At 50.3% G+C, this 25,908-nt stretch carries 21 protein-coding genes; 15 read left to right on the top strand and 6 right to left on the bottom strand.

Annotated elements, in window-relative coordinates:
• Positions 1 to 3 precede the first annotated feature (3 nt).
• On the bottom strand, positions 4 to 570 hold the full coding sequence (locus GBK04_RS00095) for a hypothetical protein (protein ID WP_152755764.1): 567 nt from the start codon (positions 568 to 570) through the stop codon (positions 4 to 6).
• Positions 571 to 572: 2 nt separating this feature from the next.
• Positions 573 to 1,175: an RNA polymerase sigma factor gene (locus GBK04_RS00090; protein WP_152755762.1), complete on the bottom strand. Its 603-nt coding sequence runs from the start codon at positions 1,173 to 1,175 to the stop codon at positions 573 to 575.
• A 1,674-nt stretch (positions 1,176 to 2,849) separates the two neighbouring features.
• On the opposite strand from GBK04_RS00090, the gene GBK04_RS30085 reads away from it, so the two are divergent.
• The 5 genes from GBK04_RS30085 to GBK04_RS00070 all read left to right on the top strand — a co-directional run bounded on the left by GBK04_RS30085 (position 2,850) and on the right by GBK04_RS00070 (position 14,196).
• On the top strand, positions 2,850 to 2,987 hold the full coding sequence (locus GBK04_RS30085) for a hypothetical protein (RefSeq protein ID WP_373330557.1): 138 nt from the start codon (positions 2,850 to 2,852) through the stop codon (positions 2,985 to 2,987).
• A gap of 592 nt (positions 2,988 to 3,579) precedes the next feature.
• Entirely contained in the window at positions 3,580 to 6,981 is a 3,402-nt protein-coding gene (locus tag GBK04_RS00085; protein ID WP_152755760.1) for a helicase-related protein, read from the top strand.
• A 17-nt stretch (positions 6,982 to 6,998) separates the two neighbouring features.
• Positions 6,999 to 10,838, top strand: a complete 3,840-nt coding sequence (locus tag GBK04_RS00080) for an Eco57I restriction-modification methylase domain-containing protein (protein ID WP_373330556.1) — start codon at positions 6,999 to 7,001, stop codon at positions 10,836 to 10,838.
• A 22-nt stretch (positions 10,839 to 10,860) separates the two neighbouring features.
• A complete protein-coding gene (locus GBK04_RS00075; protein ID WP_152755756.1) occupies positions 10,861 to 12,612 on the top strand; it encodes an AAA family ATPase in 1,752 nt (583 codons plus the stop codon).
• Positions 12,613 to 12,954: 342 nt separating this feature from the next.
• Complete coding sequence (locus GBK04_RS00070; protein WP_152755754.1) at positions 12,955 to 14,196, top strand: HNH endonuclease; 1,242 nt, start codon at positions 12,955 to 12,957, stop codon at positions 14,194 to 14,196.
• A 47-nt stretch (positions 14,197 to 14,243) separates the two neighbouring features.
• Here the strand turns inward: GBK04_RS00070 and GBK04_RS00065 are convergent, their stop codons facing one another.
• The 3 genes from GBK04_RS00065 to GBK04_RS30075 form a co-directional block, all read right to left on the bottom strand.
• Positions 14,244 to 15,260, bottom strand: a complete 1,017-nt coding sequence (locus tag GBK04_RS00065) for an IS110 family RNA-guided transposase (protein WP_152755751.1) — start codon at positions 15,258 to 15,260, stop codon at positions 14,244 to 14,246.
• Positions 15,261 to 15,708: 448 nt separating this feature from the next.
• Complete coding sequence (locus GBK04_RS30080; protein WP_373330555.1) at positions 15,709 to 16,200, bottom strand: IS630 family transposase; 492 nt, start codon at positions 16,198 to 16,200, stop codon at positions 15,709 to 15,711.
• A gap of 49 nt (positions 16,201 to 16,249) precedes the next feature.
• Positions 16,250 to 16,720, bottom strand: coding sequence for a winged helix-turn-helix domain-containing protein (locus tag GBK04_RS30075; protein WP_373330554.1), 471 nt, complete (start codon positions 16,718 to 16,720; stop codon positions 16,250 to 16,252).
• Positions 16,721 to 16,839: 119 nt separating this feature from the next.
• Between GBK04_RS30075 and GBK04_RS00055 the strand changes: the two genes are divergently transcribed.
• The 5 genes from GBK04_RS00055 to GBK04_RS00035 all read left to right on the top strand — a co-directional run bounded on the left by GBK04_RS00055 (position 16,840) and on the right by GBK04_RS00035 (position 21,466).
• A complete protein-coding gene (locus GBK04_RS00055; protein WP_152755749.1) occupies positions 16,840 to 17,496 on the top strand; it encodes a hypothetical protein in 657 nt (218 codons plus the stop codon).
• 229 nt (positions 17,497 to 17,725) lie between these two features.
• Positions 17,726 to 18,280, top strand: coding sequence for a hypothetical protein (locus GBK04_RS00050; protein ID WP_152755747.1), 555 nt, complete (start codon positions 17,726 to 17,728; stop codon positions 18,278 to 18,280).
• Positions 18,281 to 19,601: 1,321 nt separating this feature from the next.
• Positions 19,602 to 20,066, top strand: coding sequence for a hypothetical protein (locus tag GBK04_RS00045; RefSeq protein ID WP_152755745.1), 465 nt, complete (start codon positions 19,602 to 19,604; stop codon positions 20,064 to 20,066).
• 285 nt (positions 20,067 to 20,351) lie between these two features.
• On the top strand, positions 20,352 to 20,711 hold the full coding sequence (locus tag GBK04_RS00040) for a hypothetical protein (RefSeq protein ID WP_152755743.1): 360 nt from the start codon (positions 20,352 to 20,354) through the stop codon (positions 20,709 to 20,711).
• A gap of 8 nt (positions 20,712 to 20,719) precedes the next feature.
• Positions 20,720 to 21,466, top strand: a complete 747-nt coding sequence (locus GBK04_RS00035; RefSeq protein ID WP_152755741.1) for a hypothetical protein — start codon at positions 20,720 to 20,722, stop codon at positions 21,464 to 21,466.
• Positions 21,467 to 21,647: 181 nt separating this feature from the next.
• On the opposite strand, the gene GBK04_RS00030 is transcribed toward GBK04_RS00035, so the two are convergent.
• A complete protein-coding gene (locus GBK04_RS00030; protein ID WP_152755739.1) occupies positions 21,648 to 21,863 on the bottom strand; it encodes a hypothetical protein in 216 nt (71 codons plus the stop codon).
• 201 nt (positions 21,864 to 22,064) lie between these two features.
• On the opposite strand from GBK04_RS00030, the gene GBK04_RS00025 reads away from it, so the two are divergent.
• The 5 genes from GBK04_RS00025 (at position 22,065) to GBK04_RS31545 (ending at position 25,830) form a co-directional block, all read left to right on the top strand.
• The gene (locus GBK04_RS00025) at positions 22,065 to 22,346 is read left to right on the top strand and encodes a hypothetical protein (protein WP_152755737.1); all 282 of its coding nucleotides are present in this window, start codon (positions 22,065 to 22,067) and stop codon (positions 22,344 to 22,346) included.
• Entirely contained in the window at positions 22,331 to 22,576 is a 246-nt protein-coding gene (locus GBK04_RS00020; protein WP_152755735.1) for a hypothetical protein, read from the top strand. Before GBK04_RS00025 ends, GBK04_RS00020 begins: the two co-directional genes overlap by 16 nt.
• Positions 22,573 to 23,490, top strand: coding sequence for a hypothetical protein (locus GBK04_RS00015; RefSeq protein ID WP_152755733.1), 918 nt, complete (start codon positions 22,573 to 22,575; stop codon positions 23,488 to 23,490). The genes GBK04_RS00020 and GBK04_RS00015 overlap by 4 nt, the downstream gene beginning before the upstream one ends.
• A gap of 128 nt (positions 23,491 to 23,618) precedes the next feature.
• A complete protein-coding gene (locus GBK04_RS00010) occupies positions 23,619 to 23,870 on the top strand; it encodes a hypothetical protein (RefSeq protein ID WP_152755731.1) in 252 nt (83 codons plus the stop codon).
• A gap of 31 nt (positions 23,871 to 23,901) precedes the next feature.
• The gene (locus tag GBK04_RS31545) at positions 23,902 to 25,830 is read left to right on the top strand and encodes a PA14 domain-containing protein (protein ID WP_152755729.1); all 1,929 of its coding nucleotides are present in this window, start codon (positions 23,902 to 23,904) and stop codon (positions 25,828 to 25,830) included.
• Positions 25,831 to 25,908: the final 78 nt, after the last annotated feature.

Here is a 25,908-nt window from a genome sequence, read left to right as displayed (position 1 = left end):
ATTTTAATTTCCCCAGATTTCTTCGAGCCTGTTGAGGTAAAGCTTTACTGCCTCCTCGTTCTCAAACAGATTTATTCCCTCGCTCTTTCCTTCCGACAAATCGAAAGGGTCACGGCCGGACTTCCGTTTGAAAGCCAGCGACGGGGCTTCGACGCTGAGCGAGAGCTGCGTTCGAAAAATGTGGGTGTTGTACAACACAGCCTCTTTTGCTTTCGAGAGCGGGACGTCCAGGAGGTGGAGGAGTTTTCTGAATAGCACGACCGGGACATTGGTAACCGCCACAGAGTCCGCAAGCAAGCCATTGAGGATTTTTTCAGGCACTAAAGACTTCTGGCTGGCTTGAGAGATAGTGAGGCTCTTGGCCTCGACCGCTTCCCGAATGACCGAACCTAGCGTGTTGCGAAGGCTTGCATTCAGTTGTCGAATCATTTCCTGCTCCTTCTCCGAGGAGAATCCAGACGTATAACCAGTTTCCATGAACTCTCCGGCAAGGCTGTACAGTCTGTCATCGGAAGAGACAAAATCGAGCAGCCTAATGGCTTCGTTTATAGGATTCTTTACTTGTTCCATGATTATTGGTTGAATAACTTGATGAGTTTCTGCTCGGCTCTGAAGCGCTTGACATTCAGGTGTGAGTTGTCTATTTTAAGCATTCGGGCCATTTCTTCGTAACTATAACCTCGCGCTCTCAGTAGTAACAAGTCCCGTTCGAGGGGATCCAGCATTTGGAGGCACTCCTCCAATTTTTCCAAATTGGTACTTTCACCCTCGTCCGCATCGTAAAAATCAGTAATAGCACTGATGAGCTTTTCCGTGTTTACTTCAGAGTCTTCGTCAGCGATCTCTGCCGCTGTTGTTTCGGTAATGCTTTCCCATTTGATCTCTCTTGCAAATCGATTCTTCCGGTGATGCTGCCTTAGAAAATTGAGGAAGAACTTAAATACTAAGCGATCGAAGTGAGCTTGATCTTTGAATTCATAGCGTGGCAGCTTAAGCACAAGTGCTTCAAGGGTCTGGTACACGACATCCCAAGCAGAATCCTCATCCAACTCCCATTTGGAGATGGCGTAACCGCGCATCTGATTAGCGTACTGTCGGTACAAAGCTTCAATACCGAGCGAGTCTCGCTCACATATATGGGAGAGTATATCGGAATATGCTATTTTATCGTCCATTCATATATAGTAATGCATCTTCGTTACCAGAATTACACTCCAAAGTAGGGAGAAAGAGATGAAAACCGCTTACAGGCAAGTTGGTGCCAATTATAAAAGGCTTATAATTAATGAGTTGAGCGAGGAAAGGGATTTTTATATTTTTTTTGGTACAAGGTTCGTTACTGGTAGAACCGCAACTACGGTGCAGGATTAGGTCATTTAGGTTGCTATTAGTGAAGGGCCAAGTTCTGAATATCCCTGAAAACTTGGGTATCAGTAATAGCCTTTAAAAGCCCGCTTTTTCTGAATTCCAAATTTATTCAGTGTTACTCCTCAGCATGTCGTTGAACCAACGGCAAGGAGACATCGGTAGCTGCCAGGCGATATTCTAAATTCGTCATCCGATAATAAGAGTCGGATAATAAGAGAGCAAAACTACGCTAGCATAGCCTGCCGATTCAAAGCGGATGAATTTCGGGTACCCAAGATTGGAGAATTTTCGGTGGTGCAAGTATGTCTGCTTTGGCATCGGATCAATGAAGTAGCAAACTAGGGCACTGATCGGTCTTAAAATGTTACACTTAGACGGATCGTTTTAAGGCAACGCTCCTGTATAGCGCCAACGGCTTGGGAATTTCACGTCGGCGGATACTAACTCGCCCAAAAGTGGCTCAAAGATCGCAAAAGGCGAGCGCTGAGTTTCGAGGACATTCTGGTTCTTGAGAAGATCGGGGTTCGAATCCCTCAGCGCCCACAAAACCCGCTAAATCATACGATTTAGCGGATTTTTTATATGCAATTGTATACAAATGGCCAAATTTAACACCAACTGAATGGTGTCAAATTTAAATAGTAGCCAGGCTTTGCCTCCTTCCTTTTGGCATAGTAGTACTATCTGTCCATTTATAGATATAACAGAAGAAGATTTCTGCCGACTCTAATCTGCTCGTCAGTTGGAACAGGAATGGTACTCAAAAAAACGAAAGGCACCGCCTTTCTCTAATAGGTTTATCTAAGCGTCGAGTCCTCCCAGAAACCCCTCACAGACGCTTTAAAGTCATATCTTTATACAAATTCAAGATAATAGTTACTTATACAAGCAAGTGATATTCAATTCAGGAGTCTATATTCTGTTTTGAAAGAAAGATGCATGTGGAGCACTTCAATTTATTGATTGCAATCAATCTTTTCTTCAAGTTAGCTCAGAATACTGTTATGATATAGAGGATAGCTATGAGATTCAGTTGCTGAAATCATGCGAAAGTTCTGCATTCTCGTACTTAATGCATGTCATACAACCTATCTGCAACTATAAGCTTTCCATGTTAAGCCCGTTCTGGATAGATTGCAATGGTGTTGGAGTGGTTATGAATAGCTGCCAGTTTGTGCTGACATCATAAATGGTGTATTACATGGGCATACTTGTTGTCAGTAACATTTATCAAGGCTAAGCTAAGTCCTTCATTCTGCTAAATTCGGGATTCCTTCCAGCTCCGCCACGCAGCTTCTGACTTACAAAAGCAGAAGCAAAATCCTCTAATTGATATTGCGATTTACTATAAAAGCTACCGCCAGATGACTTTTTATTCGGCTTTCAACATTTTTGACTTATCTCGTCAAGACCGACAAAAGCTTAAAATGATGCAACATTACCTAAGGAATACTGTACGAAAAACCCGAGAATTCCGTCAATTGCTTCTACAGAAGGCAGCGGCATCGCTTGATATTGATGTCGGATTGCTTAGCAATATTGAACGGAATGAACGACGCGCTACCCATGAGCAAATTAAGCTTTTCGCCGAGTATTACAGCCTGGGCTATGATGTGTAATTGACCATGTGGCTGAGTGAGAAGATCATCAGCGAACTAAAAGACGAAACAGTTGTAGCTAAGAAGGTCTTTATAGCCGTTGAAAGTGAAATCTTCAAATAGTAATTTTTTCATCAAAACATATCCAGTATTGGTTTTCATTACCGATCATAAGTTGAAATCATTGCAAACCTAAATTATAGATTAAACATTATTTAGTCCGATCTGACCCCTCGTCTCCTAAACATCCTCAATGCAGATATCCACAGACTCACCAAATGATGCACAAAACCAGGCAATCGACACGATTGACTTTATATAATCATCTAAACATTAGATAGTTATCACTTTTATACTGTGGATATTTTCCAAATATATTAGTTGCCCGTTAATACCTACAATCATTTAAGCGAAGAGCAGCATCTCTCTTGTCTAAAAATTATTCAGAGATCTGATATCCCAAGAAATGTTTTTCACTTCACTCTTAGAAGCCTAACATCTAGCTAAGGTGATGCTTCCAGAGAATTTCATGGCATTTTTAGGGGAATAGGGCATTTAATTGTATTTTTCCAAAATTGCTGAAATCCTAAAAATCTGTTGACATCCTATCCTTATGGCCCAAATCCAAACAGCAATCGATACGTCTTTGATTAGGGATAACCGCAAAGGCGGGACTCGCGGCTCGGTGGGAGATTTTTTGGCTGAACATATCGAACCATACGCCGACTTATCGATCGTTTCGGCTTACTTCACCATTTATGCATATCACCATCTCAAGAGCCGATTAAAACAAATTGACCATCTAAGGTTTCTGTTTGGTGAACCCAATTTCATCCTCGACCGTGATAAAGAGCCAAAGATTTATCGAATCGAAAAGGACGCGTTGAGTATTCGTAATAAACTAAACCAGAAAGCCGTAGCTCGTGAATGCTACGACTGGATTCAGGAAAAAGTGGAAATCCGCTCGATGGTGAAACCCAATTTCCTGCACGGTAAGATGTACCACGTCCAAAACGCCAGCGGCGTCCGCCACGCCATTTCCGGCAGTTCCAATTTCACCGCAAATGGCCTGGGCTTCGGCAACCAGCCAAACATCGAGCTGAACATGGTTGTAGATAGTGATCGCGACAAGCGCGACTTGAAGGCCTGGTTCGATGAATTGTGGAACGACGATACCGGGCTGGTACGGGATGTCAAGGAGGAGGTGATGAAGTACCTTAAAATGCTCTACCGCGAAACTGACCCCGAGTTCGTGTACCTCAAAACCCTCTATCATGTTTTCCAGAATTACCTGGAAGAGCAGGGAAAAGGCGGGCTGCTCAATGAGCGGACGGGCTTTTTTCAGAGTGAGGTGTGGGGAAAACTCTATTTATTTCAGCAAGACGGAGTAAAAGGCGTCATCAATAAGCTTCTCAAACACGGCGGTTGCGTTTTGGCCGACAGCGTGGGGCTGGGCAAAACCTTCGAGGCGCTGGCGGTCATAAAGTACTTCGAGCTGCTCAACGACCGGGTGTTGGTGCTTTGCCCGAAAAAACTGAGCGAAAACTGGACGGTGTATCAAGCCAGCCAGAATTCGTCGCTCAATCCATTCCAGCGTGATCGTTTCAATTACACTGTACTGTACCATACTGACTTGGGACGAAAAGGTGGCGTATCCGGGGCCAACGGCATCGCGCTCGATTCGTTCAACTGGGGCGCATTCGACCTGGTAGTGATCGATGAATCGCATAATTTCCGCAACAATACCGTCGGTAAGTACGATGACGAAGGAAACCTCATCAAAAGCCGCTACCAGCGGCTGATGGACGACATCATCAATGCGGGCGTCGAAACCCGGGTGTTGCTGCTGTCGGCTACGCCCGTCAACAACACGCTGAAAGACCTGCGCAACCAGATTTACTTCGTCACGGGCGGCAGTGATACGGCCCTGGCCGACACCACCGGGGTGCGCAACATCGCCAGTACCATCACGGCCGCTCAGAAGCAGTTCAACGATTGGGCCGATGTACGCCGCAATCCTGACCGCAGCGTGGCCGGGCTGCTGGAGCGGCTGGACAGCGGCTTTTTCAAACTCCTCGACGAACTGACCATCGCTCGCTCGCGGCGGCACATCGAGAAATTCTACGACATGCACCGCATCGGCAAGTTCCCCGAGCGGCGCAAGCCCGTGTCGGTCTATCCCGACATGGACGTGCAGAACCGTTTTCGCTCCTATGATTCGCTCAACCGCGAAATATCAGGTTATAAACTCAGTCTCTTTAACCCGTCGGCGTACCTAATGGAAGAACACCGCGCTAAGTACGTCGAGCGCTATCAAAACCAGCGCACGGCCAATTTTTCCCAGGAAACCCGTGAGCATTTCCTGATCGGCATGATGAAAGTAGGCTTCCTCAAGCGACTTGAAAGTTCGGTACAGTCGTTCGAGCTATCGATGGAGCGGACAATCGGAAAAATTGAAAAGCTGGAACAGAAAATTAAAAACTACCTCGCTAACCCGCTCTCGGAACGGGAGCTCGACACCGAGGAACTCAACGTTGAGGATGACGATGAGGAAGTAGCCGCTATCGAGGAAGCTTACCTGGTGGGCGGCAAACGGAAGTTCGAGCTGGCCCACCTGAATCTGGAAGCCTGGCAAAAAGACCTGAGGGAGGACAAAGACCGGATGCTCTCGCTCTTCCACGACGCCGAGGTCATCACGCCCGAACGCGACGCTAAACTGCAGACGCTCAAAGGACTGATTGCCGATAAGGTACGGCAGCCGCTCAACGAGGGCAACCGCAAAGTGATCGTCTTTACGGCCTTTGCCGACACGGCCAGCTACCTCTACGACAACCTATACGGCTGGGCCAAAACCGAACTGGGCATCGAATCGGCGCTGGTGACGGGCACGGGCGGCAACCGCAGCACGTTCCAGCCCAAGGGGTTTGCCCGGCAAACCGATTTCAACGCCATCCTCACCAACTTCTCGCCCCGCGCCAAACAGCGTGAACTGATGCGCGGCATGCCCCAAACCGGCGAACTGGATCTGCTCGTAGCCACCGACTGCATCTCCGAAGGGCAGAACCTGCAGGACTGCGATTACCTCGTCAACTACGACATTCACTGGAACCCCGTTCGCATCATCCAGCGCTTCGGGCGCATTGATCGCCTCGGCAGCCGCAACGCCGCCATTCAACTTGTTAATTTCTGGCCCACCCGCGACCTCGACCAGTACATCAACCTCCAGAACCGCGTGGAAGCCCGCATGGCGCTGGTGGACATTACCGCTACGGGCGAGGACAACCTGCTGGACAACGGCCAGATCGAGGATTTGGTCACCCAAGACCTCAAATTCCGCGACCGCCAGTTGAAGCGTCTGCAGGATGAAGTACTCGACCTGGAAGATCTCGAAGAGGGAGGCGTGTCGCTGACCGATTTCTCCCTTGACGATTTCCGGGTGGAACTCGCCCGTTTCATTGAGTCGCGCAAGAAGGAACTTGAATTGGCCCCGCTTGGCCTGTACGCCGTGGTGCCCTCGCCCGTGGGCCGCCACGCCGACCACGCGGATTACGGCCAGCTCAAAATCGCCGAAAACGAACTCATTCGGCCCGGCGTACTCTACTGCCTCCGCCAGCGGGAGCCGGACGCCCAACCAGGCGAGACCAAGCCCTCAGACAACGAGCGCGTGAACCCGCTCCACCCCTACTACCTCAGCTATGTCTATGAGACGGGCGAGGTAAAGTTCAGCTACGTGAGCGCCAAGCAGGTGTTGGAGGTGTTCCGGCTGCTGTGCCAGGGGCGGACGGCAGCCTACGATAAACTGTGTGACATTTTCAATCAGGAGACGGATGGCGGGAAAGAAATGGGTCAGTATTCGGAGTTGTTGAGGGCGTCAACTGATTCGGCCACGAAAAAATTTAATCAGCGGGCCAATCAAAGTTTAATGAACGGACGGGGGGGGATCTTGATTCCTGAAAAAGACAGAGTATCTTCCCAAGAAGATTTTGAATTGATAACATGGTTAGTGATAAAGTAAAAGGTTCGGTTGGCGATATGAAAAAGAACCTCCAAAATGCTATCAAGCACTTTGGGGATGGTAATCTGTTCGAAAACGCTATCAATCTATTTCAGGTACTGGGGTACAATACTGAACGTCGAAGTCCGCTTTTACGACCGACGTTTGCGGAACTGAATGATGCTTTCGGCGTGGGAGAACGCATGAACCTGGACAGGGCGCAAGTAGCCGACTGGATGGAAGTGCATCTGCTTTTTCAGTTGACCGAAGCCGAAATGAATCGCCAGATGGGACTGTTCGACGCAGGACGCCTGAACGACACCATCATAGAAGCCTACCTATTTTTTGCCATTGAATTAAAATCCGAGCAAACGTATTCCCGAACCAAACTAGCCGACATTACCCGAGAATTGAACCGGGCCTTTCCCATGCCCGTAATGGTGCTTTTTCGCTGTGGCGACACGCTTTCCTTGTCTGTCATCAAAAGGAGGCTGAACAAGCGGGACGCCGACAGCGACGTACTTGAAAAAGTCACTATAATCAAAGATATTCGCATTTCTCACCCTCATCGCGCTCACATCGAGGTACTTTACGATTTGAGTCTGCCAAAGATCAAGGCGGACTATGGGGTAAAAAACTTCGTGGAGCTACACAATGCCTGGCAGAAAACGCTCGATAGTTCCGAATTAAATAAACGCTTTTACCGCGAACTGGCCAATTGGTACTTCTGGGCCATTCAGGAAGTAGAGTACCCTGACGATGACGGGTCGAAGCGCGAGGTTCGCAACGCGCAGAATGTAATTCGGCTTCTGACGAGACTCATTTTTGTTTGGTTCCTCAAAGAGAAAACGGTCGCGGGCGAACCGCTCATCCCGGATGAACTGTTTGATTATACCCGTTTGCGCAAGGTTCTCAACTTTTCCGACAAAACAGGCAGCACCTACTACAAAGCGATTCTGCAAAACCTGTTTTTTGCTACGCTTAATACCGAAATGGAGAAAGACAAGTCCGGCTCCCGGACTTTTGTGAAGCGGCAAAACGGCATTCAAACCTACTACCGCTACAAAAGATTTTTCAAAGACGAAAGTCAGGCGCTGGACTTGTTTGAAAACATTCCTTTCCTGAACGGGGGACTTTTTGAAAATCTCGACAATGATACGGACGACCCCAATGTGAAGATTCGGGTCGATTGCTTCTCTAACCGCATCGACCATGAGGAACGGTTGAAGGTACCCGACCACTTGTTTTTCCATCCCGAAGGCAAAGATGAAGAAATCGAAGTTGACCTCAACGAGGTGTACGGCACTAAGGGCAAACGCTACAAAGTCCGGCCGCTCATCGACTTGCTGCACAAGTACAAGTTTACGATTGACGAAAACACACCCATCGAAGAGGAAATAGCCCTCGATCCTGAACTACTCGGAAAGGTGTTTGAAAATCTGCTGGCTTCTTACGTGCCGGAGACGCAATCCACGGCCCGCAAGCTCACCGGCTCATTCTACACGCCCCGCGAAATCGTGGATTACATGGTGGACGAAAGTCTGACCGCCCACCTAGATAACGCTCTGGCAAAAGAGCATCCAGAAGCTCAGAATATTCGCCCCCGGCTACGCGATTTGTTTGCCTATACCAGCGACCACCATCAATTTCACGACCGTGAGGTATCAACGCTCATCGGTGCGCTCGATGCCTGCAAAATTCTGGACCCGGCCTGTGGCTCCGGGGCTTTTTCCCTGGGCATATTGCACAAAATGGTGTTCCTGTTGCGGAAACTCGACCCGCACAACGAACGCTGGAAGCAAAAGCAGATCGAAAAAGTGCGCGAACTGACCGACGCCACGCTACACGAACCGTTGATTGAGGACATCGAACGCGCCTTTGCCAACAATGAACTCGACTATGGCCGCAAGCTTTACCTGATCGAGAACTGCCTGTATGGCCTCGACATCCAACCTATCGCCGTGCAGATTACCAAACTGCGCTGTTTCATTTCGCTGATCGTGGATCAGCGCGTAACGCACGCCCAACCCAACCTTGGAATTCGGCCGTTGCCCAACCTGGAATTGAAATTTGTGGCCGCTGACTCGCTGTATATGATTGAAACGGCTGGTAGTCAATTGTCGATTCAGAATGTGGCGCTTGTGGATCGAATCGAGCAAAAGCAAAGCGAGTTGAAAAACGTGCGGGCTCGGTACTTCAATGCGCGCACGCCGGCCACGAAGCAAAAGTACCGCGCCCTGGATTTTGAACTCAGGCACGAATTGGTCGCGCTGTACGAAGCGGTCGGCTGGGATCACGAAATCGCCGAGCGGCTGGTGAGGTGGGATCCCTTCGATCAGAACCAACACGCGGCGTTTTTCCGCGCCGACTGGATGTTCAACCTCACTGGTATCGCCAAGCGCATCGGAAAGGCCGACGAGTTTGGTTACTTTGACATCGTGCTGGCAAATCCGCCCTACGTGCGGCAGGAATCGTTAGGCGACATCAAGCCGTGGTTGAAAGCACAGTATCCCGACATCTATTCGGGTATGGCCGATCTCTACGTGTATTTCGTAAGGCTAGGCATCCGGCTGCTCAAACCTGGCGGTACGCTCACCTACATCCTGCCCAACCACTGGCTGCGCACCAACTACGGCGAAAACCTGCGCCGTTTTCTAAAAACCAAACGCATCGACGCCCTCATCAACTTCGGCGATTTGCCCGTGTTTTCGGAGGCTACTACCTACTCTTGCATCCTGTCGGTGCAGGAGCGACCAGCCACCAAATCGTTGGGGGCATTGGAAGTTGACACGCTCGATTTTCCCAAGGGATTGAGCGCTTACTTCAACGAAAACCTTTTTGACGTACCCACCGATTCGCTGGCTGACGACGACATTTGGAAAATAGTCGATGCCGATACGCTTCGGCTGCTTGGTCAGATGAATGCGGTAGGGGTTCCCTTGAAACAGTATGTCAGGGATGCATATTATGGCATAAAATCAGGTTTGACTGAGGCTTTTTCGCCTGAACCAAGCATTGGCTTATCTCTACTCGCGGATGACCCGACCCATGAAATAATCAAACTAATGCTCATGGGGCGTGATATAAAGCGTTACGACACTCCTATCCCTGATCGATATTTGATTAGGTTTGAAAAGGGCGTCACTAATCGTGAACGCAAGAAAATGCCCCCCGAAAAATGGCTGGCTGAAACTTATCCGCGTATATACGAGCATTTGCTCCCCTACAAAAAAAGGGCAACTAAGCGGTACGATCAGGGAGACTATTGGTGGGAGTTGCGAGCTTGTGACTATTACAAAGTATTCGATGAACCCAAAATCATGTATCAAAAATTTCAGGTAACACCTTGCTTCATTCTGGATGAAACAGGCTTATACTGCAATGATTCCATGTGGGTCATTCCCAAAGCGGATAAAGTACTACTGGGCATCCTGAATTCAAAAATAGGCTGGTTCCTGATCAGCAACTACTGTATCAGAATTCAAAACGGGCATCAATTGCTGTTCAAAAACCTGGGCCGCATTCCCATAGCGGAGGCCAACGACTGGCAACGGCCTATTATCGAGCGCTACGTAAGTGCTGTCATCGCCGCCAAACGTCACGGCATCGACATCACCCTTACCGAACAACTGCTGGACGCTATGGTATTCGAATTGTATTTTCCGGTGGAGGTACAGACAGAAGGCTGCGAAGTGATAGAATGGGCAGGAAAAGTAACGGAATATCAACAAAGCACCAATAACGACACCCAGGAGGAATGGCAGGTATGGATTGACATGGTCAATAACCCTAAGTCCGAACTACGCAACCGGGTCATCGCTCAGGCGCATACAGTAGAGCCAGTGCGGAAAATTCTTAGCGCCGTGGGTAAAAAGTAAGTGTTAGGCTCCCTCTATTCCTATGAAAATCAAAAGATTATTTATACAAAATTTTAAAGCTTTCGGTCCAGAACAAGTATTAGACTTTGAGTCAAAGAATATACTTATTTATGGAAATAATGGATCTGGTAAATCAAGCATTTATGCTGCTCTACATACCTTTATGCAAAGCAGCATTATCGGCAAATATTGGGAGAAGTATTTCGATTCTACCCACGATGAAAACTTATTAAACCGATATATTTCTGAAACAGAATTTCCACCATTTATTCAGGTTGAGCTTGACGATGCTTTCAATAGTCTTTATGAACTAAATCCCAATAGAGAACATAATTTAGGATATAGGCCCGATGATCCTAATGATTCTAAGATTCGGTTGGCTAATTTGGCCTCTGATTTCATGAACTATCGATTATTATCAAATTTCTTTCATTTCCGTAACTCCGAAGATGCCAATGTATGGCCTATTTTTGAAAAGGAAATCCTAATGTACTGGCAAATTGACGCCACGAGTGCCAGCGCTCCTACTTTTGAAGATGAATTGAAAAGCATTCGCAAAGAACTCGAAGCTCTGAAGGACAGGCGGGGGCTTATACGACGCACTGGGCGGAGGGGCAATGATTACAGCGCATTGCTCGAAAAAATAGAAAATTTCAATCGGCGATTTGCTGACGAGTTCCGCCGACTGTTACCTGACATTGAACCCTTATTGGGCATATTTTTAGATGCAAGCGAACTCTATAAGCCTGTTTTGGAACCTATTAGAATATTAGAGATTAGCGATGAAGACCCTTATGCCTGGAAAGAATCGATCATCAACCTCACCCTTGAATGTGACAAGACACTGACTTCCCGAGTCCCCAAGCCGCAGTCGTTTTTAAATGAAGCAAGATTAACAGCCCTGGCCCTGTCAATTCGTCTGGCCATGGTCGGACAGAAATTCAAAGGAATTCCAGGCCGCGATGACCTGCGGATTCTAGTACTGGACGATCTGCTTATCAGCCTTGATATGTCCAACCGGATGAAAGTGATCAAATACCTACGGGAGAACGAGGATTTCCAAAACTATCAGCTAATCATTCTGACGCATGACAAGGGATTCTACAATATTCTACGCAATAGCTTGGCAGCTGATGCGGGGAGTTGGAAATGGTTTGAACTGTACGAACAAGCTCATTTGTTTGATGGCGAAGGCCGTTTTGTAAATCCCCTGTCCCTGGAAACAAAAGATTCGCTGAAGAAGGCACGAGAATTTTTAGATGCCAATGATTTTGAAGCTTGCGCACTCTACCTACGCAAAAAAACAGAGGAATTGTTAAGGATCTTCTTTGACCCTACTTTGATGGAGTTGACGCGATTTACTGTTTTCAAAGAATTGGTCATTACTTTGGGTAGCGTTAAAAGAGAAGTTCACCAGCAATTGATAGAAAGATTCAAAAGGGTTTTATTGAATGATTTTGTTTCAGAAGAACGATTAGAAAATCTCAAATCACTAGCCCTAACAGCAGAATCTGGTGCGGACGATGAAAGACACAGAGAAATAGGGCAAGCTAATTCCTATAAGAACGATGTATTCAACTACCTAATCGAGCACTACAAAAACGACAAAGAGGCAGCTGAAAAATTAGTTGAGTCTGCAAACAAGTTAAACGAAATTCGGGGACGAGTCCTGAACCTTGGGGCACATTATGGCGATGAAGCTTTATATCGGGCAGAATTAGAGGAAGCGTATAATGCTGTAAAGGACTTCGAGACAGGAGTAAAAAGAGGCTAAGATCTTACTTTCAACGAGAAATGTAGTAAAACAGCCATGCTAAGCCCCATTTCGAAACGGTCAGCGATTACACCTATTTTCTGTCCATGCTACTCATTAGCCTGTGATGACACAGGCCCGATACAAGAATGTAAGGGGCAGCAACCAATAATATGCACCGTTGACGGTTAGGATAGCATATAGCAAAATCTAAAGGTTAAAATCTCAAAAGGCCTGTTCTAATTAAGTTGTCCCCATATTTTAGGGCTAGACAAACCATATTGGGTCGCAGGCAATGACACAGTTTACTACGTTCTCGAGATTTTAGAAAGTAATTGAAGTACGTTCAAGCAATCTTAAAAAATGGTAAATAGAAGAGCTATCTATGATTCACTTCATTTAAAATTGGAAGAAGCCGGTTTCCAATTTGAAAGAGAGCAAAAGCCACATCATCAAAATAGAAAGGAGACAGAATTGGTTTTTGTTCATCCCCGGCTTACCAAAAAATTCAAAGACGAGGGGCATCCTGTTAAAGCAAATAAATTTTATATAAAAGCATTGTCAGATGAGCCTGATTGTGAAATAGGTTTGGTGACAGGTAAAACATCTATCCTCAATAATAACATAAATTTTATTCCTGCAAATTCTTTAGATTCACATAAAGAAGCACCTGCCTGGGTCAACAGAGAGTCGGATAAGACTTTGAATAACTTATTGAAATCCATAAAACATTACTTGGATTCTCCTAGCCAATCCCACGCTGAAAATAGGAACAACTCGAATACATTTCTCTGTTCTTGGAATCCGAATAATTGGGATTGGGTTGATCTAAAAGAGAATATTTATTATCACGAAAACGTCGGAACCTTCGAAGGAAGATGGAGTTGTGGAAACTCAAAGAGCATAAGAAAAGGGGATAGAATTTTTCTGATACGTCTGGGTGTAGAACCTAAAGGCATTATGGGTAGTGGTTATGCTAAGACGTCCTATTACGTGGCCCCTCATTGGAACGGTGAAGAAGGAAAAACTGCCAATTACATTGATGTTGAATTTGATACTTTAATAAACCCGGAAGAAAATCCTCTTTTAAATATAGAGTCGTTAGAAAGTATTGATCCTAATAATATTCAAACATGGCTTCCACAGCAAGGGGGTATTTCAGTTAATAAGGAATTAGTTAACTCTTTGGAATCCATATGGTTTGATTTTATCATAAAAAATAATTATGCAAAGACTAGCTTTCTCTTCAATGAAGAAGCAGGTAATAAAATAGACACTTTTCGGGAAGGTAAATCTATTGAAGTAACACAAACCCGTTATGAAAGAAATCCCGAAGCTCGTAGGAGATGTTTATCACATTACGGTTATTCCTGTGCAGTCTGTCATTTCAACTTTGAAAGATATTTTGGTGAGGTAGGAAAAGGGTTTATTCATGTTCATCATGTTAATCAAATATCATCAATTGGGAATGAATATAATGTTGATCCAATTAAGGATTTGATCCCTGTATGCCCTAATTGTCATGCAATGATTCACTCAAGAAAAACAGCTTTTACAATTCAGGAAATAAAAAAAATAAGAGATATTCCCATTAAAAAGAAATAATTGATCCTAGCCCCATTCCATGGCCTAAGTCTCTATTCCGTGGATTTCTATGACAAAACCAAAGAGAAATTAGCGGAATTTTCATATTTCTGTTTTCGTCTGACCACTGACAAGACTCGGTGGAGAAGTTTAGCCTTGACGGCGTTGAGAACCGACATCTTGCTCTTGCCGTCGGCAACTTTTCGCTGGTAGTAGGCCTTGAGCTGTACGTCGAGCTTGACGGCCGTCAGCGAGGCCATGTGCAGGGCGGTTTTCAGGTCCATGTTGGCCATCTTCGAGACGCGGGTTCTGCCCTTGACGCTGGTGCCCGAGGCATAGACGAAGGGAGCAACCCCGGCATAGCAAGCCAGTTTTCTAGCGTCGTCGAATAGCGTGAAGCCGTCGGTGTAGATCATGAGAGCCAGGGCGGTCTGCGTACCGATACCCACCACCGAGGTGGCCAACGCGAAGAGTTCTTTGAGGTTTTCATCGGCGTCGATCATGGCTTTTATCTGCTTGTCTATGGCGGCGATGTCAGCTTCCAGGGAGCGAATCGTGGATTTCATGGCCTTGCCCAGCATGGCCGCCGTGCGCGTGTCGCCCATCTGGCTGAACTCCTCGACGGGAACGGTGAGTTGGTTTTTGCTCTTGATTAGCCTATCGCGAAGGCTGGCCAGGTTTTTGACCGCCGTGAGCGTGGCGCTGGCGGGTTTCCACAGGCGGGCGTTTTCCTGGTTCTTGGCCGCGTAGACTGCGATTCGCAGTGCATCGGCCTTGTCGTTTTTACCGCGTTGCAGGCCGATGGACTTCTTGATTCGAACCGCCGACTCGAGCCAGAGGTTCACGCCGTGCTGCGCGGCGAAGGTCAGCAGGGGATGGGCGTAAAGGCCGGTGGCCTCGACGCAGACCAGGCACTCATCGAGTGAGAAGCCGGGGCCTTTGCCCAACTCGGAGAAGAGCTGTGCGATCTGCTCGACGGTGTTGCCCAGGTGGTGGTGGGTGGCCGACTGCGGCTGACCACCGACGATCAGCGCCGCGTCCAGCGTGAGCTTGGATATGTCGATCCCGATGACGAATTTGTACATGATGGAAAGGGGAATGGATTAGAGATTGAGCCGGTTTGCTGAGTTTCATTAAAACCTTGATAACGGTGCTTTCCACCAAATTTCTATTTGATGCTTGCTCAGAAAAATCAGGACAAGTCTATATCCACGGGTAAGCCTCGATGCTTCGTCTGTGTCCTTGTTCACTTATCCTGACAGGCTCTTTTGGTAATTTAAAAAGCTAGAAGGGGAATGGAATTACCCTCAGATATAATCAATGCCAATAAATCTGTGATCTTGGAATAATCGCAATACTCAAAGGTAAAGGTCTGTGTCCCCACTGACATTTCGACGTAGTAGTTCTGTTGGGACACGGACCCAGGTGATGGGTGTAGTAGTTTTCAGGATTGCAAAAGACCTAGACTTTTACCAATTTAACAATTAGGTATTCAAAATACACAACATCTAAAATTTAATATTGATAGATGAATTAATTTGTAAAGAATGCCACCTCTTTTTTATGAAAGAAAGAATTGAGTAGTTCTACATCATTCCTGATTTCCTCAACTTTGCTTACTGCGGCCTCTACCAAGTCTTTTAAATTCAGAAACGCCTGATTTTTCAGCTCCTTTTTCAATTGGTTCCATAGGAGTTCTACAGGGTTCAATTCTGGACTGTAGCCCGGTAAGGCAACCAAGTGTATCCTCCCTGGCTTCCTTTTCAAAAAGTCTTTAATGGCCTGGCTGCGATGAATCGTAGCTCCATCCCATACCACTATCAGATCCTTCTTGCGGTACCTGCGGCACAGATACTCTAGAAAACCAATTACCCCGTCGCTATCGAAGGCTTTGTGCTGCCCACTGAGGTATAAACGGCCATTGGGAGCCAAGCCAGCGATCAGACTTAGATGTTCCCTTCCCGCTTTCTCTTCGATGATCGGTGTCTGCCCTCGGGGTGCCCAAGTACGGCTCAGGAAAGGCAACAGATAACAGGCTGCTTCATCAATGTATAGGATAACCCTGTTCTCATCCTCAGCTTTTTTTTAGTCCTGGAAGTACCTCTTCCCGCCACTGATTTACTTTCTGAGTACTCTGCTGGCGGGCTTTCTTGGCTGGTTTTTGCAGGCTCCATCCCAGCTTTTTCAGGATACGGCCCACTTGGGTCGGGTCATAGCTTACACCGAACAACCTTTCAATCAACGCGTTCACTCGCTGTCGGGTCCATATCTCTCCGCTGAACCCATGGTGTTGTGCTCCCCGTTTGAGTTCCTCCACCAGCTTCTCCAATTGATCGCTAGTCATTCGAGGCGGGGCACCGGTGGCCTTCCGAGCCAAAAGCCCCTGCGCGCCTGAGTCTCGGTACTTCTTTAAAGTCTGGCTGACCCAGCCTTCGGTCAGCCCAAGCGCGGCCGAAATGTCCTTCTGACGCCAGCCAGCTTCTTTCATCTCTACGCAGCGCTTCCGGAAAGCTTCGTAGTCGCTAGGTTTGTATTTTGCTCTCATTCTTGCAAAGTACAAACTTAATATATTTATTCACTGATCAATAAAACATCAGAATAGTACAAATAGATACAAAAGTACGACAAAACTTTCGCATATTTACAAGTTAGCAGCCACCTTATATGGACACAACCCTAACGATAGAAAAGATCGAAAATTGCTTAGCAAAAAAGCCGTGGGACTTAGTCAATCAGGTTTTATATGACTTGTGCACAAACTACTTTAAGCATGACACAGCCGAAAAAATATTAGCGAAGACCTTACTCATTGGCAGAGCCTACGCCGCTGCCATAGAACGACGAAAAAACAAGAGCGGCATCAATGATAATTTTTATATTTACACAGTTGTTCCAATGTTCAAAAACTCACGGCTTGACACAATCTTAGCAGACTTAAAAAATAAACAGCTTTCGGCTGACACTTTGCCCGACATTATTAATACACATTTCTACTTGACAAAACGATTATTTGAAATTACAGAACTTGACAAACGTTCATTCAGCTCAAAGTATTTACATTTTCATCTTCCAGACCTGTTTTTTATTTATGATAGCCGTGCTGTAACAGCAATGAGGCAGTTTGTAAAAAGGCTTCCAAAACATTTTAAAGCATTAGCCGACAAAGAAGCAGTTGACAAGCAATACTCAAACTTTGTTTATAAGTGCTTTTATCTTCGGCAGAAAATCTTTGAACAGTATCAAATTCTTCTTACGCCACGGCAGCTTGACAATTTGCTCATTGAAACAGCTAACAACAAAATGACAGTGATTAAGGTGTGATAGAGAAAGGCGGCTGCTAACATGGGGTTTTGTGCAAGTGTGGCTGGACTTTGGCAGCATCGGCAGCAGTTCACTATTTAGCTTCGGTTCCGGGCTGGACGTTAGTAATTTGACTTTTGTTCTTATTTTCATCACCAGTTTTTCAATCGGCTTTTGTTACGGGCTTGACGTTCAATGAATGGCACACCTGCACAAAGCCCTGTTCCTTAGAGATGATTAATACCATTCGATGAAAAGGATTGAAATAGTAAAATCGGGAAAAGCTTTGACTCAGGATTGTTGGGCCCTGTTGCGTAATGATAATCAAGAATATAGTGTAATTACAACAATAGATTTGGTTGAGCCGAAAGAAACTGAAATGGATGACAAAATCTACCGAACCATACAATGGCTTCCATTTTCAAGTACAACTCATCTGGATAATAAAGTTTCGACTTCCAAGGTTGCCTATTTCAAAAATTCGAAACTGAATTTTGGCATGTATAAAGGTTATGAAGTAGGAATAGTTTATTCATTCGATGCCCCATACTTAGAATGGTGTATAGAGAATATTTCAAATTTCTATATAGCTGACCTTGACGTAATAGAAGAATTTGGAGTAATTAGATATAATGACAAATACGATATCGTCAGAGAGATTGGGGACGGAAGTCTGAACACATGGCTCAATTATTTTTCTACTATTCAGGACATCGCAAGGGAAATTGGATTTGCGTATACCAAATATAGATTCTCAGAGTCTGCACAATTGATAAACAATGAGAGAATGAGAAACCACCTTTAACAAGGGGTTTAAGATAGCGGGGTTCCGTGCTTCGCAGACACATTTGTGCAAGATGAAAGTTCAGTTCTCCGTATGAAGTTTAGTGCAAATAATCTCCGCTATCTAAAACCCCTGAAATGTTAGCGGTATTCCCCAGCCTATATCAATTAGCCCTTTTCCAAAGGTCCAATAAGCCATACCTTTCTGAACCAAGGCTGTGGATAGGGGTTCCTTCGAAAACTCCCTTGGAAACCGGGTCCAACAAGTGGGATCAGCAAAAAATGAAAGGATGCCTTTCTGAACCTGACTTTTTGACGTCCTATCGATCATACCTTTCGGATAGGCCGGAAGCGGCCCTCTTCCATCCCTTCAGTACAGTTTTGCATACTGAAAGCAGAAGTTCGGTTTCGGCCGCATCTAATAAAGACGAATCAAGTCGAATATGGGAGTTCCAGAAGCCAGGCAACAGGCTAGCACCGTAATAAGATGATACACCAGGAGGCACCCAAACGGCATAGACAACCCTGGCCGCCGAAGAACGGGCAACGCCTCTTGCCATTTACCAACAGCCCAGCAAGGGGGATCATGGAACAGATGCCGTCCTGGGGCAACTTAAAGAATATTCGATACGTAAGAAAGCCGTCGTGCCAATGGTCTGAAGAAGCAGCGAAGTGGACAGAAGGAAATCCATGCCTGCTTCTCGAATGCCACTGAAATAGTCCGGTTATGAATCTCGTCTGTCTAGAAATATCTCTTCGCAGTAGCTCCCTTTTTCTTGGTGCCCATGGGGCACCATATCGTACTTGTTGGCCACATATTTTTATTCGCCGGGCTGAACCTAAACGAAGGGATGCCCTGATCCGCGTTTATGCTCTTCCAACCGGTTACCGTGCCCAACGCTTCCCAGTGACCAGAGCCGTGTAGAGGTTAAAGAACCACCAGGGTGATGATGCCAAGTACAGCAACTGCCCCCGCTCCCGCCTTGTGAAGGATTGCTTCGAGCCTACCATTGGAATCGAATTAGGATATGATTTTCCTAATTAAGTAACCTGTTAGATCGCATGTATTACCGTGTGGTAGTAAAGCCAGCCAGACAGTGTTTTGGAAGCGCTTTTTCTAATATTTTAATATAAAATTCTGCAAATTTCAGTTTTTGATGCGTGAATTGCCATAACGAACAAACTGAAAAAAAGTTTCAAATTTATTTTGGTTTATTAATAATAGGCTTACATTTACAGCGGAGTGATATAGAGATGTTGATTTAAATTCATAATTTGTATCCACTTTTTGTCAAAGTAGCACCATTCATACCTAAACCGTTTCACACCCACACCCCTTCTTCATGCGCTACCTCTACCTGGTCGTACTGGCCCTTACTTCGGCACCCTTTTCCCCCACTCTGGCCCAGAAGGCCGAGCCGGCGGGTGCTCCCGAAAACATCGAGATCCTCCTCAACACGGATGGCGAGCTCACGCTGAATGGGGTGCCGGCCACCTCCAAAGCCACCACCAACAAGGCCCAGAACCCGGCCAACGACAGGCTGGTCAGACAATCCAGCAGTGGAAGGGAAACCAAGGTGTTCACCACCAAGACCGAGGCCAGGGCCAGCAAGCGGCACGAAAAACTGGGCATCGACATTCCGGACCGCTCGCTGGTGAGCCTGCGCACCCAAAAGGGCGACGTGACGATCAGCGGGGTGAACGCCTACCTCTCGGGCCACATGCAGAGCGGTGCGTTGGCGCTCAACGACCTCAAGGGTGAGGTCGAGCTGGTCAGCGAGCAGGGGACATCACCGCCACGGGCGTAGAGGCCCGGGGGATGCTCATCGCCCGCCAGGGCAGCATCCGGCTGACGGATGTCACGGGCCTGATCGCCACCCATGCCCCCAGGGGAAGATTTCATTACTTATTGGAGCAAACTATTACAAGAAAAGTCCTAAGCCGCTGGATATCGAATTGCCGGCGGGGGAGATTGAAATAACCTCCGCGCCCTACGGGGCAAGGTTCAGCTGGGCAAGGGCTCGCTTTCGGTCACCGACATCGGCCAGCCGCTCACCATCCGGGCCGAGACGGCCTCGATCGCCATCCGTGGGTTGGCCGCCCCACTCTCCCTGCGCAACCGGGGGAACGTAGCCGTGCAACTGGCCAGGTTCGCCGACAGGAAGGACGAGAGCCAGACGGTGGACATCGAAACGAGCAACGGCGATGTGACACTCGAACTGGCCAAGAACTTCGCGGGCAGCCTGGAGATATGGATCACGGAGACCAACCCGGCGGGTGGGGAAGCCCCCATCCTGAGCAAGGTAGCCCTGGGCAAGGCCACGGTGGGGGACAACGGCTGGGGCGACGGAACGGTCAACATCCGCGAGACCACCAACAGCGTGGTGATTGGCAAAGGCGGACCGAAAGTGTCCGTACACGTGACCAACGGGAAGGTAATTATCAACAACTGAAATACAGAATGAAGAAACTATCCATTGTTTTGATGCTGGCGGCGGCGTGCCTGCTGCTACCACCAACAGCAGTCGCCCAGTACGTGGACTGGACCGGCACGGTGAGCACCGAGTGGAATGAACCTGACAACTGGAGTACCCACGCCGTGCCGGTGGATACGAGTTTTGTCCGGATAATACAGGCAGCCAGTGACGGCCGTTACCCCGTGCTGAGCAGTTCAGTTAAAGTGCGCTATTTTAGATTACAGACTTACCAGATAACGATCGGAAGCCACACCCTTGAGGCCGACGAGATGGACACCCTCTGGGGCACGATTGTCTCAGACAACGGGAAGCTCAAGGTGACGGGGATCAACCCGCTTTACGGCACGTACATCCAGGGGCCAATAAACATCGACCTGGAATACGGGAGGCTGTTCGGGATCACCTATGGCGGGGATGTGGTTATGCATGTCACATCCAAGGCTAATCAATACAACTGGTGGCCGAGGAATTCGGGGGTGTACATTTCATACAATGCAAACGACACCTTCAAGGGGAATGTCAAGTTCATTGTGGACGGAGTGGGTGACCTGAACATCGGCACCTTCGCCTCCACCACCCTTTTCGAAAAGAAGGTCGATTTCATCCTGAGCAATCCCGGCCCAAACCAGACCAGGGTTTACTTTTCACAGCGGGGGGGCACTTCGATTTTCAAGGACAGTGTCAACGTCTTCCTTACCCCAGGACCGAGTTTTATCCCAAGTCTTTCGTGAATTTCGAGGGACCGGTCTCTCTGAACAATCAGGGGGGGAGATTTGAAGTCGCTGCGTGGGGTGATTTCACAAACAATCCTTCTGGAGACGCGAAATCAAGCCTGATACGCTTCAGCAAAGACATCAACGTCGACCAGTCAGAAGGCAGTGTTGCTTTTGGCAGCAACTATACCTCCGAATATCAGGGATTTCTATCCGCGTCTTCCAGCGGCTCCCTGATCGACACCCTTTCCACGGTCAGACTCAGTGGCGCGGGGCTGTCAAAGGGGAGCATAAGCTTCATCAACAGCATCATCAACACCCCCATACGGAATTGGCCGCCGCCACCCACCCGGCCACAGCCGTGGAGGGAACGCGCATAAGCCTGGCCAATTGCACCGTCAACGGGAGCCTCCATATCAAAGCGGATAACGTCGCTTCCGCCGCCACTGTCTACAACGGCAGGGTCATCCTCAACCGTGACGGTTATGCCGCCGGGTCTGACAGCGCGGGCGGAAACACCTTCCACAAGCCGGTCGAGCTGATCAACTCTGCGGGCTACGACTGGGGGTTCGGCACCAAGTTTCGTGACACTTACAAGGACAGCGTCCGCATCGTGATGAATGGCAACGGGCAGTGGCTGACACCCGGCAGCCTACGGGGCGGCTACTTCAAAATCGGGTTACTGAACGGCAGTACCTTCGAAGGGCCGGTCCGTCTGGAGGCCGGCCCGGACTCCAACCAAATCCACATCGGCAGCTACGGGCCAACCGAACTCCTGGATGCCGTGGACATTTCCGGCTTCGAAAGCGGGGACCTGGTATTCTCCCACAGCAGGTTCCATGACACCTGGCCGAGCCGGACGCTGGTTTCGGCCCACCCAGGATGCGGCTACTTCTGAAGGACAACTGCCTCTTCGAGGGACCCGTGACGATCAGGGTCCCCCGGTTCGGCTCCAACTACACTACGTTCATGAAACCCGCGGTGATCTGGAAGACAGGGAACGGGGACGACGGCAGCATCGGCGGCAACACCTTCCGCCAGCAGGTACAGTTCAAGAATACGGCCAGTTCGGGAAAAGTGCACCTGCTCTCGGGTGAGGACAAACTTATCGACCGGGTTCCCCAATGAGAAAACTTTACTACCTCGCCTTCTTACTGCTGCTGTCCGCACTGTCCGCCCGCGCCCAACAGGCCAACACCTGGACGGGAAGCGTCAGCAGCGACTGGTACAACTCCCGGAACTGGTCGCTGGGCAAGACGCCCAGCGCCTGCCAGCGGGTCCTCATCCCGGTGCTGTCGGGCAGGCCCTACCCCTCCCTGACGCGCGACGTGTACGCCGAGGACGTGACCCTGGAGGAAGGGGCCACGCTGACGACCAACGACTACGACGTCTACGTCGGCCTGCCGTCGTTCACCGTCCAGATCGACGACGTGGCGGCCGCCTGCGACCAGGCCGCCGCCCTGCCTCTGTCCGCCACGGTGACCGGGAACGACAGCACGAAGTATTCCTACAACTGGACGCTGCCCGACGGCTACCCGGACAGTTCAGCGGAAACCGCTCCGGTAGGCTTGGCGGACACGCTTATCGTGGACACCCCCCAAACGGGTGTCAGGCGCGACTCGGCCAGCCGGGCCGTCCTTTTCAAGCCAGCCTCCCCCGGCATTGCCGGGTTCTCCGTCGAACCGGGGGCCGATTACACGGCCTTCCTCACCGATGTGCCCGTACGGCAAAGCGTGCTGACGGCCAGCACGCCGGGGCGCTACATCCTCAACGTCACCGATCTGAAGACCGGCTGCGTGGTCAGCGACACGGCCTATGTGCAGCGGGCGGGCGCGCCCGCCCTGTCCGTCTCGGGTCTGGATACGCTTGACTGCGTGAGGACCTCCGTCACGCTGGAGGCCTTCGGCTCCCCGCAGGACATTACGTACAGCTGGACGGGGCCGGGGGTGGTGGCACCCGCCACATCCTACCAGCTGGCCGCCGACCAGCCCGGCACCTACACCGTCACGGCACCGATCCGCCAACGGCTGCGCCACCACTAGGTCGGTGACGGTCGTCCGGAACCTCACCCCCCGACCGCCACGCTGGCTGGCGGCATGCTGAGCTGCGACCCGCTGAACCCGCTGGTCCTCCAGCCGGCGGGCCTGTCGCCGGCCAACGCCGCCTTCTCGTGGAGTGGGGGCAGCCTGAATCCCGAATCGCCGCCAACCACGGGCAGCCTGGCCGTGTCCCAGCCCGGCACCTACCAGCTGAAGCTCACCAACCCGCCTCCCGGTGCACGCTGACGCTCTCGGCTGGCGTGGTGGCCCATCCCTACTGCGCCCCGGCGCAGCTTTGCGCCGATACGCCGCCCGGACAGGCCTGGAACCAGATCACCTACGAGCGCTGGAACGGGATAGGCGGGGGAAAGTATCGGACCTGACGGCAGTGCCAAGTACCAGCAGGCGGCGGACGTGACCGCCGTCCTGACTTCCTTCGAAGCCCCTTCCGGGGTGGCCGACAACTACGGCGCGCGCATCAGCGGCTACGTGGTGCCGCCCGTTGGCGGGAGCTATACCTTCTGGGTCACGGCGGACGACGCCGCCATACTCTGGCTGAGCACGGACGAGTCACCGTCCCACAAGGATACAATTGCCTATAAGTCTACCTACACCAATTCTCGGAACTATACTGCGAGTGCCACCCAAAAGTCGGCACCCATCACCCTGGAGTGCGGCAAGCGGTATTACATCGAGGCCCTGGTCAAGGACAGCATTGCGGGCGATCACCTGTCGGTGAGCTGGCAGATTCCCGGCCGGCTCTGGGACCGGCTGCCCATCGCCGGGCAGTACCTGGCCCCGGCCCCCACCTGCGCCTTCGCCATCCGGGCGGGCGACGCGCCCGGCGTGCTGGCCGATACCGGAAGGGTATACCAGAACGCGCCGTTGAGGCTGGCCGTGGAGAAGCCCGCGGGCTGGACCGACACCTTCACCTGGACGGCCGCCCGCAACCACTTCGTGAGCGGCCCCACGGCCACCGACAGCACCGCCACCCGCAGCTCCACCGATTCGGTCTACGTGCGGCCCACCAGCCCGGGCGTCTACACCTATAAGGTCACCAGCACCACGCGCGCCACCTGTTTCCGCGAGTTCAGGCTCACCGTCGAGGATGCGGCCTGCGAATGCACCGACTGCGACCTGCCCCAGTGGCAGTCGGAGAAGGTGGTGGCCGACGCCGACATTGACCTTAGCTCTTATCCTTTTGCGGCGGTGGTCGAGAACACCTACCTGGCCCCGACGGCGACGCTGACCGGCACCACCGAGATCAGCCAGACGGTCACTACCTCAACGGCTTCGGACGGCCGCGGCAGGTGGTGCAGACGGGCGTCAGCCCCACGGGGCAGGACGCCGTGCAGCCCGTGGCCTACGACGGGCTGGGCCGCGCCACGAAGAGCTACCTGCCCTACGTGGGCGGCACGGGCGGGGCATTCCAGGCCAACGCTGAGGGGCACAGGGCAGCTTCTACGCCGCTTTGAAGGGGACGGTAACGCCTATTCGATTTCAGTGCTTGAGCAGTCGCCTTTGCAGCGGCTGGAGCAGCAGGGTTCGGTAGGGGGGGCCTGGCAGCCTGTGGCCGGCAATCAGAACAAGATCGGCTCCGACAAGGCCACCTACCGCCACAACACTTCCGCCGACGACGTGGTGGAGATCACCTGGACTACGCCCAGGTCAATGGCAGGTGGGCCCTATGCCGCCAGCCGCCTGTTCGTAACTGAATATAAGGACGCCCAGAATAACCGCGCCGAGGAGTTCCGCGACATCTACGGACGCACCGTCTGCACCCGTGTCCATAACGGCACCCAGACGCTGACGACCTACCACGCCCACGACGACTTCGACCGTCCCCGGCTGATGTTCCCGCCCAACGCCTCGGTGGCCCTCGAAGGCTGGCCCCCGGCACCTACGACTTCAAGGCCGTCACCACGGTCCAAAGACCAGGTGTTCTGTACGAGTACGACGCGCGGGGCCGGGCCGTGGAGACCAAGACGCCCGACGCCGAGGTGGAGGAGACCGTCTACAACCCCACGACCAGCAGGTGCTCTACCGCAACGGCCTACACCGCGCCGCCGGGCAGTGGACCTACACCAATACGACGAGCTGGGCCGCGTCCACAGCCGGGGCGTGCTGGCCAGCACCGCCGACCGCGCCACGCAGCAGGCCGCCGTCGAGGCCGTCTTCACCGGCACATTGGCTACGGCGATGCGGCCTTCCCCACGGTGGCACCACCGAACTGACCCGCAACTACTACGGACTACACCTTCACGGCCCACACCGGCCCGACCCAGCCCGCCGAATTCAGCGTGGACGCCATCGGGTGACGGGTGCGGTGACCGTGCGCGGTAAGCTGACGGGTACCAAGGAGCAAATCCTTAAGGCCCCGGACGCGGTGGCCCCGCCGCCAGCGAGCTGGTCTCGGTCTTC

The organism is Salmonirosea aquatica (genome assembly GCF_009296315.1).
Taxonomy (GTDB): domain Bacteria; phylum Bacteroidota; class Bacteroidia; order Cytophagales; family Spirosomataceae; genus Salmonirosea; species Salmonirosea aquatica.
The sequence above is the reverse complement of the archived record's forward strand: the minus strand, read 5'-3'. Positions and strand labels throughout refer to the sequence as shown.

Coding starts and splice junctions, on each gene's coding strand:
- GBK04_RS00050 (WP_152755747.1), top strand. CDS start 17,726: ATGAAAAGGATTGAAATAGTAAAATCGGGAAAAGCTTTGACTCAGGAT.
- GBK04_RS00030 (WP_152755739.1), bottom strand. CDS start 21,863: ATGGAGGCTCCCGTTGACGGTGCAATTGGCCAGGCTTATGCGCGTTCC.
- GBK04_RS00080 (WP_373330556.1), top strand. CDS start 6,999: ATGAAAAAGAACCTCCAAAATGCTATCAAGCACTTTGGGGATGGTAAT.
- GBK04_RS00020 (WP_152755735.1), top strand. CDS start 22,331: ATGCGGCTACTTCTGAAGGACAACTGCCTCTTCGAGGGACCCGTGACG.
- GBK04_RS00045 (WP_152755745.1), top strand. CDS start 19,602: ATGCGCTACCTCTACCTGGTCGTACTGGCCCTTACTTCGGCACCCTTT.
- GBK04_RS00025 (WP_152755737.1), top strand. CDS start 22,065: ATGAATGGCAACGGGCAGTGGCTGACACCCGGCAGCCTACGGGGCGGC.
- GBK04_RS00070 (WP_152755754.1), top strand. CDS start 12,955: ATGGTAAATAGAAGAGCTATCTATGATTCACTTCATTTAAAATTGGAA.
- GBK04_RS30075 (WP_373330554.1), bottom strand. CDS start 16,720: ATGAGAGCAAAATACAAACCTAGCGACTACGAAGCTTTCCGGAAGCGC.
- GBK04_RS00095 (WP_152755764.1), bottom strand. CDS start 570: ATGGAACAAGTAAAGAATCCTATAAACGAAGCCATTAGGCTGCTCGAT.
- GBK04_RS00085 (WP_152755760.1), top strand. CDS start 3,580: ATGGCCCAAATCCAAACAGCAATCGATACGTCTTTGATTAGGGATAAC.
- GBK04_RS00015 (WP_152755733.1), top strand. CDS start 22,573: ATGAGAAAACTTTACTACCTCGCCTTCTTACTGCTGCTGTCCGCACTG.
- GBK04_RS00075 (WP_152755756.1), top strand. CDS start 10,861: ATGAAAATCAAAAGATTATTTATACAAAATTTTAAAGCTTTCGGTCCA.
- GBK04_RS00035 (WP_152755741.1), top strand. CDS start 20,720: ATGAAGAAACTATCCATTGTTTTGATGCTGGCGGCGGCGTGCCTGCTG.
- GBK04_RS00055 (WP_152755749.1), top strand. CDS start 16,840: ATGGACACAACCCTAACGATAGAAAAGATCGAAAATTGCTTAGCAAAA.
- GBK04_RS00090 (WP_152755762.1), bottom strand. CDS start 1,175: ATGGACGATAAAATAGCATATTCCGATATACTCTCCCATATATGTGAG.
- GBK04_RS00065 (WP_152755751.1), bottom strand. CDS start 15,260: ATGTACAAATTCGTCATCGGGATCGACATATCCAAGCTCACGCTGGAC.